The organism is Streptomyces sp. GQ60 (assembly GCF_059758875.1).
The window spans coordinates 485,410-500,363 of sequence record NZ_JCAXEG010000006.1 but is presented as its reverse complement, the minus strand read 5'-3'; the positions used below and the strand labels follow the sequence as shown (position 1 = coordinate 500,363).

13 protein-coding genes are annotated in these 14,954 nt (G+C 74.4%); 3 read left to right on the top strand and 10 right to left on the bottom strand.

Annotation, left to right across the window (positions count from 1 at the left end; genetic code table 11):
• Nucleotides 1–328: 328 nt before the first annotated feature.
• From exaC to AC6CKD_RS18640, 4 genes are all read right to left on the bottom strand, one after another.
• Nucleotides 329–1,852: an acetaldehyde dehydrogenase ExaC gene (gene exaC / locus AC6CKD_RS18655; RefSeq protein ID WP_498328583.1), complete on the bottom strand. Its 1,524-nt coding sequence runs from the start codon at nucleotides 1,850–1,852 to the stop codon at nucleotides 329–331.
• 55 nt (nucleotides 1,853–1,907) lie between these two features.
• Nucleotides 1,908–3,323 carry a sigma-54-dependent transcriptional regulator family protein gene (locus tag AC6CKD_RS18650; RefSeq protein ID WP_498328582.1) on the bottom strand — a complete coding sequence of 472 codons (1,416 nt, stop codon included), beginning with the start codon at nucleotides 3,321–3,323 and terminating at the stop codon, nucleotides 1,908–1,910.
• A gap of 201 nt (nucleotides 3,324–3,524) precedes the next feature.
• Nucleotides 3,525–4,715 (bottom strand): amino acid aminotransferase, encoded by a 1,191-nt coding sequence (locus tag AC6CKD_RS18645; RefSeq protein ID WP_498328581.1) that lies wholly within the window; start codon nucleotides 4,713–4,715, stop codon nucleotides 3,525–3,527.
• Complete coding sequence (locus AC6CKD_RS18640; RefSeq protein WP_498328580.1) at nucleotides 4,708–5,718, bottom strand: EamA family transporter; 1,011 nt, start codon at nucleotides 5,716–5,718, stop codon at nucleotides 4,708–4,710. Before AC6CKD_RS18640 ends, AC6CKD_RS18645 begins: the two co-directional genes overlap by 8 nt.
• Before the next feature lie 223 nt (nucleotides 5,719–5,941).
• On the opposite strand from AC6CKD_RS18640, the gene AC6CKD_RS18635 reads away from it, so the two are divergent.
• Nucleotides 5,942–6,424, top strand: a complete 483-nt coding sequence (locus tag AC6CKD_RS18635) for an Lrp/AsnC family transcriptional regulator (RefSeq protein ID WP_498328579.1) — start codon at nucleotides 5,942–5,944, stop codon at nucleotides 6,422–6,424.
• 33 nt (nucleotides 6,425–6,457) lie between these two features.
• Here AC6CKD_RS18635 and AC6CKD_RS18630 read toward each other — a convergent pair whose 3' ends face one another.
• Complete coding sequence (locus AC6CKD_RS18630; protein WP_498328578.1) at nucleotides 6,458–7,792, bottom strand: SWIM zinc finger family protein; 1,335 nt, start codon at nucleotides 7,790–7,792, stop codon at nucleotides 6,458–6,460.
• A 5-nt stretch (nucleotides 7,793–7,797) separates the two neighbouring features.
• Nucleotides 7,798–10,770 (bottom strand): SCO1167/SCO6262 family helicase, encoded by a 2,973-nt coding sequence (locus AC6CKD_RS18625; protein ID WP_498328577.1) that lies wholly within the window; start codon nucleotides 10,768–10,770, stop codon nucleotides 7,798–7,800.
• 181 nt (nucleotides 10,771–10,951) lie between these two features.
• Here AC6CKD_RS18625 and AC6CKD_RS18620 point away from each other — a divergent pair, with 181 nt between their 5' ends.
• Complete coding sequence (locus tag AC6CKD_RS18620) at nucleotides 10,952–11,134, top strand: tail-anchor membrane protein (protein WP_498328576.1); 183 nt, start codon at nucleotides 10,952–10,954, stop codon at nucleotides 11,132–11,134.
• Nucleotides 11,135–11,154: 20 nt separating this feature from the next.
• Nucleotides 11,155–11,709: an MOSC domain-containing protein gene (locus AC6CKD_RS18615; RefSeq protein ID WP_498328575.1), complete on the top strand. Its 555-nt coding sequence runs from the start codon at nucleotides 11,155–11,157 to the stop codon at nucleotides 11,707–11,709.
• Nucleotides 11,710–11,803: 94 nt separating this feature from the next.
• Here AC6CKD_RS18615 and AC6CKD_RS18610 read toward each other — a convergent pair whose 3' ends face one another.
• From AC6CKD_RS18610 to AC6CKD_RS18595, 4 genes are all read right to left on the bottom strand, one after another.
• Nucleotides 11,804–12,190, bottom strand: coding sequence for a hypothetical protein (locus AC6CKD_RS18610; RefSeq protein ID WP_498328574.1), 387 nt, complete (start codon nucleotides 12,188–12,190; stop codon nucleotides 11,804–11,806).
• A 135-nt stretch (nucleotides 12,191–12,325) separates the two neighbouring features.
• Nucleotides 12,326–12,796 (bottom strand): SAM-dependent methyltransferase, encoded by a 471-nt coding sequence (locus AC6CKD_RS18605; RefSeq protein ID WP_498328573.1) that lies wholly within the window; start codon nucleotides 12,794–12,796, stop codon nucleotides 12,326–12,328.
• A 161-nt stretch (nucleotides 12,797–12,957) separates the two neighbouring features.
• Nucleotides 12,958–13,746, bottom strand: a complete 789-nt coding sequence (locus AC6CKD_RS18600; RefSeq protein WP_498328572.1) for a hypothetical protein — start codon at nucleotides 13,744–13,746, stop codon at nucleotides 12,958–12,960.
• Between the two features lie 455 nt (nucleotides 13,747–14,201).
• Entirely contained in the window at nucleotides 14,202–14,909 is a 708-nt protein-coding gene (locus tag AC6CKD_RS18595) for a class I SAM-dependent methyltransferase (protein ID WP_498328571.1), read from the bottom strand.
• Nucleotides 14,910–14,954 lie beyond the last annotated feature (45 nt).

Genomic DNA, 14,954 nt, shown 5'->3' with positions numbered 1-14,954 from the left:
GTTGAACCGTGCCGCCGGCCAGCGGTGGCCGAGCGCGATCAGGCCGATGTGCGCCATGGCGCCGGGCGGAGCGAGTTCACGACGTACGAGGGACGGCGGACGCGGTCAGGGCCGCCTGCACGCTTACTACTCAGACCTGTGGAGCCGCGAATCCGATGGGTCTCCGCGCACAGAACGCCCGGAGGTGAGGACCGCCCCGACGACGCATGACAGGGCGGCGATCGGAGAGATCTGACTCAGGAGTTCCCCGGCTTCGATTGCTACCCCTAGAGTTGACAGTGGTGCCCGAAGGATGTGTTTGTGCAGGTCAGGCGCCGTTCTCGACTTCTTAGAAGAAGCCGAGCTTCTTGGGGGAGTAGCTGACCAGCAGGTTCTTGGTCTGCTGGTAGTGCTCCAGCATCATCTTGTGGGTCTCGCGGCCTATGCCCGACTGTTTGTAGCCGCCGAACGCGGCGTGTGCCGGGTAGGCGTGGTAGCAGTTCGTCCAGACCCGGCCCGCCTGGATCGCGCGGCCCGCGCGGTAGGCCGTGTTGATGTCGCGGGTCCAGACGCCGGCGCCCAGGCCGTACGCCGTGTCGTTCGCGATGCGCACGGCGTCGTCGAAGTCCTGGAACGAGGTCACCGACACCACCGGGCCGAAGATCTCCTCCTGGAAGATCCGCATGCGGTTGTCGCCCTCGAAGATGGTCGGCTGGACGTAGAAGCCACCCGCCAGTTCGCCGCCGTGCTCCACGCGCTGTCCGCCGGTCAGGATCTTCGCGCCCTCCTGCTGCCCGATCTCCACGTACGACAGCACCTTCTTCAGCTGCTCCGCCGAGGCCTGCGCGCCGATCATCGTGTCGGTGTCCAAAGGGTGCCCCGGCACGATCAGTTCGGTGCGGGCCACGGCCGCGTCGAGGAAGTCGCCGTAGCGGCCGCGCTCGATCAGGGCGCGGGAGGGGCTGGTGCACACCTCGCCCTGGTTGAGGGCGAACATCGTGAACCCCTCGAGGGCCTTGTCCCGCAGGTCGTCGTCGGCGGTCCAGATGTCGTCGAAGAAGAGGTTGGGGCTCTTGCCGCCCAACTCCAGTGTGACCGGCTTGAGGTGCTCCGCCGCGTACTGCATGATCAGCCGTCCGGTGGAGGTCTCCCCGGTGAAGGCCACCTTCGCCACGCGCGGGCTGGACGCGAGCGGCTTGCCCGCCTCCTCGCCGAAGCCGTTGACGATGTTCACCACGCCCGGCGGCAGCAGGTCGCCGATCAGGCTCATCAGGTAGTGCACCGACACCGGGGTCTGCTCGGCCGGTTTCAGCACCACGGTGTTGCCCGCTGCCAGGGCCGGCGCCAGCTTCCACACGGCCATCAGGATGGGGAAGTTCCACGGGATGATCTGGGCGACCACGCCCAGCGGCTCGTGGAAGTGATAGGCCACCGTGTCCTCGTCGATCTGGCTGAGGGCCCCCTCCTGGGCGCGCAGCGCGCCCGCGAAGTAGCGGAACTGGTCGACGGCGAGCGGCATGTCGGCGGCCAGGGTCTCGCGGATGGGCTTGCCGTTCTCCCAGGTCTCCGCGACCGCGAGCGCCTCCAGGTTCTGCTCCATCCGGTCCGCGACGCGCAGCAGAATGGTGGCCCGCTCGGTGACCGAGGTGCGACCCCACGCGGGAGCGGCGGCGTGGGCCGCGTCGAGTGCGCGCTCGATGTCCTCGGCCGTGCCGCGCGCGACCTCGGTGAACGTCTCGCCGGTCACGGGGGAGGGGTTGGCGAAGTACCGGCCGAGGGCGGGTTCGACGTACTCGCCGCCTATGAAGTGGCCGTAGCGGGACGCGTAGGACATGAGCGCGCCTTCGGTGCCGGGCGCAGCGTAACGGGCCATGGGTGGTCCTCCCTTGCCGGGCGCCGGCCGCCGTCGGCCGGTGCTCGCCGCGAGGCTAGGGGCGCGCAGGTTGCCGGTACGTTGCACGGCCGCGCGGTGAACGGGGGACGGGTGGCGGGGTGGGGGCCGCGCTGCCGTTGCTGACCGCGGTGCCGGTGTCGATGCCGGGCCTTTGCGCTGCGCTGCGCGCGCCCCCGGCGCCCGGCAAGTCCACCGGCGGCAGCCCGAGTTCCGCGTCGATGGCCCGTACGCGGGCCAGCGCGGCCGTCCGGCCGGCAGCCGGGAGCACGGCTGCCAGGGCCCGCCAGACCGCGGCGTCCTCCGCGCCCCACGGGCTGCACACCCAGTCGGTCAGCAGCCCCGGGTCGGCCCGCGCGATCACCGCGGCCCGCGCCTGCTCCTCGATGCGCCGGCGGAGCCGGACGATGCCGGGCGCCGTGGACGCGGGCAGCAGCGGGCCCGGGTAGCGGGCCAGGGCCGCCGAGACGGCGCCGGAGGCCAGATGCCGGGTGACGGCGGTGAAGTCGGCCTCCAGCGGCGCGGCCGCGCGGTAGGGGCGGGAGAGCGGGGCCCGGGGTCCCAGCAGGCCGCGCAGCCGTGACATCTCGGCGCGCAGGGTCACCGGTGACACCGACTCGTCCTCGTACAGGGCGATCGCCAGTTCCTCTCCCGACAGCCCCTCCGGGTGGTGCGCGAGCAGCGCCATGATCTCGCTGTGCCGCCGCCCGAGCCGGACCTCGCGGTCACCGCCGGTCAGCAACGCCTCGTCGCGGCCGAGCGCGGTGAGGCAGTCCCCTGATGCCCGGGGCGCCGGATCCAGCAGCGCGAGCCGGGCCTCCGCCGCGCACGCCACCGCCCGCACGAAGGCGAGGGAGTGCGGATGGGCCAGCCAGTCGCCCCCGGTGACGTCGACGGCGCCGAGCAGCCTTCCGGTGCGCGGATCGCGGACCGGAGCCGCCGCGCAGGTCCACGGGTGCACCCGGCGGCTGAAGTGCTCGGCGCCGAAGACCTGGACCGGCTCACCGACCGCCACCGCCGTGCCGGGGGCGTTGGTGCCCATCGCCGTCTCCGCCCAGCGGGCGCCCGGCACGAAGCCGAGGCCCTCGGCGCGCCGCATCGTGGCGGGTTCGCCCTCCACCCAGAGCAGGCTGCCCCGGGCGTCGCACACCGCCAGCAGATGGGCCCCGTCCGAGGCGAAGGCGCCCACGAGGTCCCGGAACAGCGGGAGCACCCGGGCCAGCGGGTGCTGCTCCCGGTACGACCGCAGTTCCGCCCCGGCCAGCTCCACCCGGGGCGCGCACTCCGGGCTGACCCGGGCCCGGGCGCAGCGGCGCCAGGACCTCGCGATGACCGCCCGCACCGGGGCCTCGACCCGCCCGTCCTGGGTGAACGCGGCGTGGGCCCGGCGCAGTTCCCGCGTCCGCTCGGCGGGGTCGGCCCCGCCCGGCAGGGCCACCGAAGGATCGTCCATGTCGCCCTCTCGCGGTGCTGGGTACCCCGAGCGCCCCATCGTCGTACCGGCCCGCCGCCCCGACAAGCGGTACGTCGGCCAGTGCGTCGGCATGCGCCTGCCGAAACCCGCCCTCGCCGAACCCGCCCTCGCCGAAACCCGCCCTGGCCGAACCGCCCTCGCCGGACCCCACCCCCCCCGCCCCAGCCGAGACAGGCGGGCTCAGTGGTCCATGACCGCCGCGACGCCCCGCGCGAGGCAGGGGATGCGGTGCTCCGGGATGCCCGCGATGTTGACGCGCCCCGAGGACGTGCCGTAGATCGCGTACTCCGTGCGCAGCCGCAGCATCTGCTGTCCGGTCAGGGTCAGCATCGAGAACATCCCCTTCTGCCGGGCGAGGGTCCGTGCCTCGCCGGGCCGGCCGAGCGCGCTCAGACCGGCGGCCAGCACGGCCCGGTTGGTGGTGATGCGGCCGCGCATCAGGTCCAGTTCCGCGCGCCAGGCGGCCCGTAGGCCGTCGTCCTCCAGGATCGCCGTGACGACGGCGGCGCCGTGCTCCGGAGGCATCGAGTACTGGGTCCGGGCGGCGTTCTGCAGGGCCGTCTCGGCGTGCCGCGCGGCCGTGGCCGAGGCGCCGAGGACGATGGCGCCGCCGACGCGGTCGCTGTAGAGGCCGAAGTTCTTCGAGCAGCTGACCGCGATCAGCATCTCCGGCACGCGCGAGGCCAGCATCCGGGTCGCCACCAGATCGGCCTCGAGACCGTCGCCGAGCCCGTGGTATGCGAGGTCGACGAAGGGGATCCAGCCGCCGCTGACGGCCGACTCGGCGAGTGCTTCCCAGTCGTCCAGCAGCGGGTCCACCCCGGTCGGGTTGTGGCAGCAGCCCTGGAGCAGGACCACGTCGTCGCGCCCGGCGCCGGCCAGCTCCCGCAGGACGCCCTCCGTGTCGAAGCCGCCCTCGGCATCGCGCCAGCCGTAGCCGCGCACCTTCAGCCCGGCGGCCTCCAGGATGGGCCGGTGGTTGACGTACGCCGGTTCGCTGATCCACACGGTGGCGCCGGGGCGGGTACGGCAGATCAGGTCGGCCAGCAGCCGCAGGGCCCCGGAGCCCGCGACGGTCTGGACGGCGGCGGCCCGTTCGGCCGGGCCGCCCCGGTCGGTGCCGAGCACCATGGCGAGCAGGGCCCGGTTGAAGGCGGTGTTGCCGGAGAGGCCCCGGTACTCCTTGGACGCGGAGCGCTCGGCGAGGCGGATCTCGGCTTCGCGCACGGCGGCCATGACGGGGGTGCGCCCGGTCTCGTCGCGGTAGACGCCGAGGACCAGGTTGAGCCGTTCGGGCCGCTCGTCGGCGCCGAACTCGTCGGTCAGTACCCACAGCGGGTCGGCGGGCGGCGGCGGAAGGAGCTCAAGCATCTGCGGGAACCTCGGGTCGGGGCTGGGGCTGCGGTTGCGGCTGGGTGTCGGGCTGTACCTGGAGCCGGGGACGGCGGTTGGCGAGGACGACGCCGGCGGTGATGAGCGGGACGCCGACCAGGACGGCGGCGGTCGGTGACTCGCCCAGCACCGGGACCGCGAGCAGGACGACGGCGACCGGGCTGAGGCTTCCGACGACCGAGCTGCGCTCGGCGCCCAGCCTGCGGATGGCGAAGGCGTACAGCAGGCCGGCGCAGAGCCCGACCCCGAGCCCCTGCACGACGAGGAACAGTGCGATGTCGGCTCCGGCGGCGTGCGCGAGGCCCGTGGGGAGCACCCCGGTCAGGACGAGGAGTCCGATGACGGCGAACGAGGGCAGGCAGAGCAGGCCGATCGAGCCGACGGGATCGAGGTCGACCTCCTTCAGCCCCACCGTGTACAGCGCCCACAGGCCGCTGGCCACCAGGAGCGTGCCCGCGCCCTCCAGAACGTCCGCGTCCACCGGGACCACGTAGCGCCAGACGAGGGCGGCGACGCCGACCGCGATCAGCGCGAGCCCGGCCGCCTGGGTGCCGCGGGGAGCGCGGTGCCCGCGGCCGACCATGAGCGCCGAGACGAACAGCGGGACCATGCCGGGCACGATCGAACCGACGAAGGCCGCGGAGGTCAGGGCCCCGCCGTGCATCGCCGCCAGGAAGAACGGCACCCCCGCCCCGCAGACGATCTTGGCGGCGGCGCCCGGCCGCACCGCCGCGATGCGGCGCCGACGCCGCCACAAGGCGGGTGCCAGCACCACGAGCGGGACGCCGAAGCGCAGCAGGGCGGCGTCGGCCGGCAGCAGGGACGAGGCGCTGAGCGCGCGGGCGCTGAGCGCGAACGCGGCCCAGATCGCCACGGTCACCAGCAGTGCCGCCATGCCCACGCTCTGCGGGGAGAACCGGTGCGCGAGCGTTCGGCCGGGGGCCCGGGGAGGGGCCGCGGCCGGGGTGTCGATGGCGACCAAGGAGTGTGCTCCAGCTCTGGGCCCGGGTGGGGACGGCCCGTACGGGGGTGCGTACGGGAAGCCCCCACGCGAAGTGCGTACGGGAGGTACGCATGGGTAGCGCGTACGGCAAGCGCGTACGGGATTCCGTACACCCGCAACGCTAGGGCCTCGGGCAGGGCAGTCGATTGCCAGTTCTGTCTCCCGGACGTACGTTTGGGGCAGAATCTGCCAAGGAGCGGCCGTGGACGCAGTGGATCTGCAGATCATCCGGGAATTGCAGGCCGACGGGCGGCTGTCCAACCAGGATCTCGCCGACCGCGTCCGGCTGTCCCCCTCGCCCTGTCTGCGGCGGGTCCGGCGGCTGGAGGAGGCCGGCCTGATCCGCGGCTACACGGCCGTGGTCGACCAGGTCGCCTTCGGACTGCCGATCACCGTCTTCGTACGGATACGCCTGGAACGCCACACGGCGCCGGCGGTACGCGTCTTCGAGGAGCACGTCGCACTCATCGAGCACATCCAGGACTGCTACCTGATGGCGGGCAGCAGCGACTACCTGCTCCGGGTCGTCATCGAGGACCTGGAGGCCTACGAGTCCCTGGTGCGCGACCGCATCCACGCCATCCCGGGCATCGCCTCGATCGAGTCGAGCTTCGCCTACGGCAGCGTCAAGCAGTCCCGGACGTACCCCCGCCCCACCCCGGGCACCTCAGCACGCCGCCTCTGACGCCGGGCCCGCCCCGCGCCTCCTGCGGCATCCTCAGTCCTCCGGGTCCAGTGCGGCCAGCGCCGCCGCCGGGTCCGTGGACGGGGGGCCCGCCGGAAGCCAGTGGTCCGCCGCGCGGCGGTACGGCCACCAGCGGCCCTCGCGGCCCAGGCGGAGCTGGCGGTCGCCGGCCGGTTCCGTCCAGCGGGCGCGGATCCGGCGCAGCACCGGGGCCGGGGCATCGGTGTCGGTGTCGGCGTCCGCCCCGTCGGGCCAGGCCGACGCCAGCGCGGCCCGGGCCCGGGCGAGCGACGCCCGGTCCGGGGTCCAGTCCTCCTCCAGTACCGCGACGGCCCGTGCCCCGCCGAAGCCCCAGGCGAGTACGGCCCGGTCCATGGCGGCCCGGTCCCTGTCGGAAGCCGCCGACAGGCGGGAGCGGACCCGAAGGTCGTGGGCCTCCGCCGTGAGCCGTACGGCGTCCTGCGCCATGGTGGGCTCGGACTGCGGGGCGCGCTCCGCATGGGCCGGAGCGAGCGCTTCCGCCAGCAGCCGGTACGCCTGCGCGGCAGCCGCCTGCGCCAGGAACTCCACCCCGTCCACGTCAAGGCCCGGCGGCTCCGCCCCCGCCTCCGTGTCCAGCGTCGGAGGCTGGCCCGGCGCGTCCGGCAGCCGCGCGGGCGGGGGCAGGGGCGGCAGGGCGGCAGCCGCCGCGTACACCTCGGACGCGGGGACCCCGAGACCGGCCCCGCCACCGCCCCCGCCCCCGCCACCGCCACCGGCGTCGGCCTGGGCGGAGGTTTCCAGAGCCTCCGCTTCCGCCGTGCTGCGCTCCTCCAACTCGGCCAGCAGACCGGACTCGGCGCGCCCGCGCAGCAGCAACAGCACGAAGGGGTCCTGGTCCAGCAGCCGTGCCAACTGGTAGCAGAGGGCCGCCGTGTGCGGGCAGTGGTCCCACTCCCCGCAGTCGCAGCGCGGGTCGAGGTCCCCGATTCCGGGCAGCAGCTCCACCCCGGCCGCCGCCGCGTCCTCCGCGAGCTCCGGCGGCACCTCCCGGTCGAGCAGCGCCGCGATGTGGCCCGACTCGGCGGCCGCCAGCCCGAGCAGTCGGTCCCATTCCGCTGCCGTGAACTCCTGCACCAGCACGTCGGTCCGGTGCGCCGTACCGTCCGGGTCACGCACCACGGCCGTCAGCCCGCCCGGCCGCACGGACACGGCCCCGACCGCGCCCGAACGCGCGTACCGCCGGCCCTGCTTGACCTGCACGCCGTCGAGCGCGCTGTCCTCCAGGGCGCGCAGCCAGGCACGGCCCCACCAGGTGGCGGCGAAGCCGCGGACGGGGGCGGGCGGGAGCGGCGGGAAGGTCTTCTCGTACGGGTCCTGCGCGTTCATCCGTGTCACTCCCCGGAGGCGGTCGGGCGGAGCGCGACGAGTTCGGCCAGCTCCGCGTCGCTCAGTTCGGTCAGTGCGGCCTCGCCGCCGGCGAGCACGGCGTCGGCCAAGGCCCGTTTGCGTGCGAGGAGTTCGGCGATGCGGTCCTCGACGGTGCCTTCGGCGATGATGCGGTGGACCTGGACGGGCTGGGTCTGGCCGATGCGGTAGGCGCGGTCGGTGGCCTGTTCCTCGACGGCCGGGTTCCACCACCGGTCGTAGTGGATGACGTGGCCGGCCCGGGTGAGGTTGAGGCCGGTGCCCGCCGCTTTGAGGGAGAGCAGGAACACCGGGACCTCGCCCGCCTGGAAGCGGTCCACGAGCTCCTCGCGACGCGGAACGGGCGTGCCCCCGTGCAGCAGTTGGGACGCGATGCCGCGCGCGGTCAGATGTCGTTCGATGATCCGGGCCATCGCCACGTACTGCGTGAAGACCAGCACCGAACCGCCCTCGGCGAGGATCGTGTCGAGCAGCTCGTCGAGGAGCTCCAGCTTGCCGGAGGCCGCCCCGACGGCTTCCGGCGAGCCGTGCTGCTCCTTCGTGTACTGGGCGGGGTGGTTGCAGATCTGCTTGAGCGAGGTCAGCAGTTTGACGACGAGCCCGCGGCGCTCCATCCCGTCCGCCCCGGCGATCGCCGCAAGCGTCTCGCGCACGACCGCCTCGTACAGCCCGGCCTGTTCGCGGGTCAGGGACACGGCGTGGTCGGTCTCGGTCTTGGGCGGCAGTTCGGGCGCGATGCCGGGGTCGGACTTCTTGCGGCGGAGCAGGAACGGCCGGACGAGCGCCCCCAGTCGGGCCGCCGCCCGCGGGTCGCGGCCGCTTTCGACCGGCTCGGCGTAGCGCGTGCGGAAGGTGCCGAGGCGGCCGAGGAGGCCGGGGGTGGTCCAGTCGAGGACGGCCCACAGCTCGGACAGGTTGTTCTCCACCGGGGTGCCGGTGAGGGCCACCCGGGCGGCCGAGGGGATGGTGCGCAGGGCCTTGGCCGTCGAGGAACGAGGGTTCTTGACGTGCTGGGCCTCGTCCGCGACGACCATGCCCCAGCGCACGGCGGCGAGTCGGGGCGCGTCCCGGCGCATGGTGCCGTAGGTGGTGAGGACGAATCCCCCGGCGGGACGGTCGGTCAGTCCTTCGAGGTCGCGGCCCGAACCGTGGAAGCGGCGCACCGGTGTACCGGGGGCGAACTTCTCGATCTCCCGCTGCCAGTTGCCCAGCAGCGAGGCCGGGCAGACCACCAGCGTCGGGCCCTCGTGTCCGTGCTCCTGGCGGTGCAGGTGGAGCGCGATCAGCGTGACGGTCTTGCCCAGGCCCATGTCGTCGGCGAGGCAGGCGCCGAAACCGAGCCCGGTCAGGCGGGCGAGCCAGCGCAAACCGCGGAGCTGGTAGTCGCGCAGGGTGGCGCGGAGGGCGGCAGGGGCCTGTACGTCGGCCGGCGCGGGGGCGTGCTCCGGGGCGGCGGCGCGCTCCGGGACGCCGTGCCCGGGAGCCGCGGGCTCCGCGTCGGCGCGTTCGGGGTCGGCGGTGAGGAGCGTGCGGAGCCGTTCGAGCGGACCGGTGGCCTCTACGTCGTACCGCGTGCCGTCCAGCTCCGCCGAGCCGGTCAGTACGGCGCCCAGCGCTTCGGCGGCCGTCACCTCGCGGTCCTGGCGGGCGAGGGCCCGCGCCCGGCGGGCCTCGGACGGATCGATCAGGACCCACTGGTCGCGCAGCCGGACCAGGGGCCGCTTCGCCTCGGCGAGCCGGTCCAGCTCGTCGGCGGTCAGATCGCCCTGGCCGCCCAGGGCGTAGCGCCAGCCGACGGGGTGTGCGGCGGTGGCGGAGAGCGGGCCCGGCAGGTCGGAGCCGGCGGCGGCCCGGCCCACGACGGCCCGGGCGGTGAGCGTACGGGCGAGCCCGCGCGGCCAGTGCACCTGCACCCCGTCGGCCGCCAGATCGCCGGCGGCCTGCCCGAGCAGCTCCGCGACCTCCTCGTCGGCGAGTTCCACCGCGTCGGGGACGGCGGCGCCGAGCAGCGGCGCGAGCGGCGGCCACAGACGGGCGGCACGGCGCAGGGCGCGCAGTGCGTCCAGGCGGGCACGGGGCGGGAAGGCGGCCGCGGCGGGCCCGGAGCCGGCCCAGACGTCGGCTGCGTCCGCGACGACGGTGGCGTCGGCAAGGCCGTGCAGCTGCAGGACGGCGCGGAAGGCGGCGGGTTCGGCGTCCGGGTCCACCTCGATGCGGAGCGAGATGCGCACCCCGGCGTCGTGCCCGGCCGCGACCTCCGCGGCCCAGTCGCGCAGCTCGGGGTGGAGCCGGGGCGGGCGGGCGGCGTAGGCGGAGCCGCCGGCCGCGGCGGGCGCGGCGGGGGAGCGGGGCAGGGTGTCGGCGACGGCGTCGAGGAAGGCGCGCAGCAGCGGCTCCGGGGCGGGCAGCCGCGGCGGCCCGGCGAGGTCGCGGTCCGCGCCGGTGCCGGTGCCTGTGCCTGTGTAGGGGCTGGTGTCGTTGACGGTGGCGGCGCCGAGGCCGATCGGTACGCAGTGCGCGTCGGGCGGCATGGCCGCCGCCAGCTCCCGGACCTCCGCCAGGTCGGCGGTGTCCAGCGGCCCGAGCCGCCAGGCGTCGTAACCGGCGGGGCTCAGCCCGGGCAGCAACAGCCCGCGCGCGGCGAAGCGCAGGGCCAGCAGGGCGGCGGCGCCCCAGAAGGGCGCGGCTCCGGCCGAGGCGGCGGCCCGGACCCGGGTGAGCAGCGGCAGGGCTTCGGCGAGGGGCAGGACGAGGGCCGTCACCGTGGTGCGCCGCAGGTCGGGCGTGACGATGGTGAGCTGCTCGGCGGTGCCCTGCCCGTCGAGGTGGAGGCCCCCGGCGGAATCCGCCCGCCAGAAGGCCATCCGGCCGCCGCGGGCCGGTTCGGCGGGGAGGAAGACGGCGGAGCAGGGGATGAGGCCGGAGATCGTCGGGAGCACGCATTCCTCAAACTTGACTACCGGATACAGAGTGGCCGAGAGTAACCCACCCGCGGTGGCCGCGGCCCGCGGCGACACCGTGACCCGGGTCACGTCCTCGCCCGATCGCGCGAGCGGGAACGCGGGGACGGGAGCGCGCGTTGTGTGGGGTAGTGGCCGACGGAGAAAGAGGGTGCCGCAGATGTCCACGAGCGGAAAGATCGCGGTTGCCGGTGTGCTGGCAGCCATCGTGCTGTTCTGGGCGGTCGGGTTCTGGGCCGGACTGCTGGTCCTGATCGGCGTCCCGGTGGCCGCCTACCTGCTGTTGGACTCCTCCCAGCGTCGTAGGCTGCGGGGTGTTTCCAGGAAGCGGATCGGCCGCTGACGGCGGCAGGGGGGTCAACCATGAGTACGGCGAGCACGGCGCAGGTCGCGGCGGTCAGCAGTAACGGGGTCTACTCGTTCACCAAGCCCACGCGCGAGAGCATCACGCTCCTCGAAGGGCTCGGGGTCGAGGGAGACGTCCACGCGGGGGTCACGGTCAAGCACCGTTCCCGCGTGGCCCAGGACCCCACGCAGCCGAACCTCCGGCAGGTGCACTTGATCCACCGGGAGCTCTTCGAAGAGGTGGCCGAGGCGGGCCACCAGGTCGAGCCGGGCCAGCTCGGGGAGAACGTCACCACCGAAGGAATCGACCTGCTCGCCCTGCCGGTCGGCACCTTGCTGCGCCTCGGTGCGGACGCGGTGGTCGAGGTGACCGGGCTGCGCAATCCGTGCCTGCAGATCGATGGCTTCCAGCACGGGCTGCTCAAGCAGGTGGTGAGCCGGGACGACGGGGGCAACGTGCTCCGCAAGGCCGGAATCATGGGCGTGGTCCACCGGGGCGGCACCATCCACCCCGGTGACACCATCGAGGTCACTCTCCCCCCGACCCCGCACATCCCCCTCGACCGGGTCTGACCAGCCGAGCGCACGGCTCGGCCGAGCCGAGGCCCTGCCTTCTAGGCCGATCCGAGGCCCGACCCGGTCAGCCGGCAGCCCAAGCCCGACCCTCTCAGCCGATCCACGCTCGAAGACGCTCGCTGAGCACCACGTCATGGGGCAGTCGCCGCAGCTCGTGGGCAGGCACGTCCACCCCGTGTTGCCCGAGGACGCCGGCCAGGTAGGCCCAGTGTCCGGCTGCCATCTGCTCCTGCGTCCTGCCGTCGAAGGGCTCGTCCGGCCCGACCACCGTCCGGGCCGTCTCCTCGACCTCCTCGGCGGAGGTCAGCGCCGGGATGCCCGCCGGACCCGAGGTGCTCCAGCCGCGATCGTCGAGCAGCACCGCACGTCGGCCGTCCGCGAGTTCGGCCTCGAGCCGCGCCGACACCGACAGCTGCCGAGCGGTCGTAGCGCCGACGTGCAGATCGGTGTAAGTGACCAAACGGGTCACCACGGTCATGCCGCACTCCTCTCGGCTCGCCCAACGCCCGGCCCGGTTCCATGAGGTTCCCGTGACGGCCTGACGCGGGCGCTCACGGAATCCCGGAGCCTACACTCGGCGCCCGGCCCCCAACCCGCTCCCACCCCGCGCGACTCAGTAGTAGTCGCGCATCAGCTCCGTCGCCCACTCCGGCTGGCGGTGCTCACCGCGCGGGCCGAACTCCGTCATGTACGGCTTGAGGTCGAGCACCGGGGTGCCCGCGACCGCGTCCAGACCCTCCACGTGCAACTCGGGGCCGTCCGCCGCCAGTACGTCCACCTTCAGGACGCGGCAGCGCGAAAGGCCAAGCCGGTTGGGCCGGTTCTTTCCGCGCTGGGCGAAGATGCCGACGAGCGGCCAGTCCGGATTGCCCCGGGGATGCCGCGCGCCCGTCTCGATCTTGTCCTCCGGCACCCGGTCGAAGTGGAAGACCACCTCGACGTGCGAGAAGTCCTCCAGCCCGTACAGGGCTTGCGGACCGAACCATTCGGGGTCCAGGCGGATCACCGCCGTCTCCCGCCCCCAGTCGTCGTCGACGACCTCCGAGCGGCCACCCACCACCACGCCCACCGGGACCAGTTCCACCGGATCCGTCAGCGCATCCTCCCCCTCACGACCGGCCCGAACGCCGCATCGCGCACATCCTGCACACCTCGCGCGGGCGTCACCCGACGCACGCGCCCACCGCACTGCGCCGCACCGCACTACGCCGCACCGCACCGCACTGCGCCGCACCCCAGCCCCGTTCAGACCGGCCGTACGGCGACCCGGTCCAGCGCCGCGAGCAGCTCCGACAGCTCCGGAACCTCCCCGTGCGCCTCCTGCGGTACGGACAGCACCTCGCTCGGCTCCTCGTCCAGCAGAACGAACGCGGCCCCGCCGGTGCGGGCCACCAGGGACCATCCCGGCCCGTCGACGCGCAGCGTCCGCGCCTCGTCGCCCGCGAAGGACGACCGCACCCTGCCGGGCGGCGGCGGGGTCTGCGTGTACCCCAGCGCTTCCTCCAGCGCCCGCGTCAGCCCCGGGTGGGCGGCGGCCGCGGCCCCGCCGTCCGTGGCCACGCGCTCGCCCCAGTCGGCCCACTCCCGGGCGATCTGGTCGGCGCCCATCCGCCGTTGCGCCGGACCCCAGGCCTCGGCCGACGGCGGGGCCAGCGGCACCCGCCCCGTGCCGTCCGCGCCCTGCTCGGGATCGTGCGGATCGGGGATCCCGGCCGTGGCCACCGCGAGCGCCAGCGGCCAGCCCGCCAGCGAGACCACGATGAACCGTTCGTCGGGGGACAGGTCGTACTCCATCCCGCAGTCCCACGACGCGATGGCCATGGCCACGAGCGAGACGTCGTCGACCACCACCGTCCAGCGCGCGCCCTCCTCGTCCTGTCCCAGCACCAGTCCGTACCCGGCGGCCGCCGGCGGCACGCCCAGCAGCGAGCAGGCCTCGGGGTAGTCGTCACCCAGGATGCTCGGGAACTGCGCGGGGGTCAGCAGCACGGCGGTCAGCACGTACAGCGAACCGCCGTCCTCCTCTTCGGACACGTGGCCTCCCGGTCGTTCTCTCGTCGGCGCACCCTAACCAGCGAGTAACCACCGCGTCGAGAGCTGGCGGGAGCCGATTTCCAAGCCCGCCACCTGCACGGAGGATCGGCCGCCCGCCACGGAAACCGGCTCGCCTGCCCCGGCGGCGTGCCCAGGGGAGCGCGGTACGCGCCGGCGCGCGGACGCAAACGGGCGTACGGGTCTTCGCGACGGCGGTCGAGCGGTCGCGCGCATCGACCCGGAGCGACCACTCGCCCCATGAACGCCAACGAGCCGTGCCCTGACCGTCCTCCGCTGCCAGACCGCTGACCGACCGCTGACCGCCGCGGGCCGACCGCGGGCCGGCCCGCACCGGCGCGGGTGCGGCCCGCGGGTCACTCCGCGGACATCCGGATCGCCTCCGCGGGGCGCCGCCAAGTGGGCGACGTAGGGCGCCCCTTGGCCGAGGCCGTTGGTCAGGCGGTACGGACCGCCAGTGCCAGGAAACGGGAGTCCTCGTCGGCGTACGACGTCAGCCTCCAGCCCGAACCGGCCAGCAGCGGGCCGAGGTTGTGCTCGGCCCGCATGTCGTCCGCGGTCAGCTCGCGGCCGTGGCGGGCCGCGAGGGCCGCCCTGCCGATCGGGTGGAACAGCGCGAGCCGGCCCCCCGGCCGGACCACCCGGGCGAGCTCGCGCAAGTTGGCCCCGGGGTCGGGCAGATGGGCGATGAGGCCGGCGGCGAACACCGCGTCCAGCGCGCCGTCGCGCAGCGGCAGCCGGGCCACGTCCGCCAGCAGCAGGGCGCCCTCCGCGTCGCGGCCGGCCTCGCGCGCGGCGGCCAGCATCTGCGGGGTGACGTCGGCGCCGAGCACCGTGCCCGACGGGCCGACGGCCGCGCGGAGCGCGGTCAGGGCCCGCCCGGTGCCGCAGCCCGCGTCGAGCACCCGGTCCCCGGGACGCAGCCCGAACTCGCCCACGGCGGTCGCGAAGGCCGGCCCGTCCCCGGGGAACTTGAGGTCCCAGCCGGCCGCGCGTGCCCCGAAGAACTCCTGGACGTGGCCGCGGTCCCGGGTCTGGTCCCGGGGTCGGTCCCGAGCGGAGTCCCGAGCCGGGTCCTGCGGCCGGTGCGGAGCCGGGTCCTGCGACCGGTCCCGGGTGTGGTCCTGTGTGCGGTCTTCGCTCATGTGCCCATGATCCCCCACCGGGGCTCCGGCACATGCCTGCGGAAC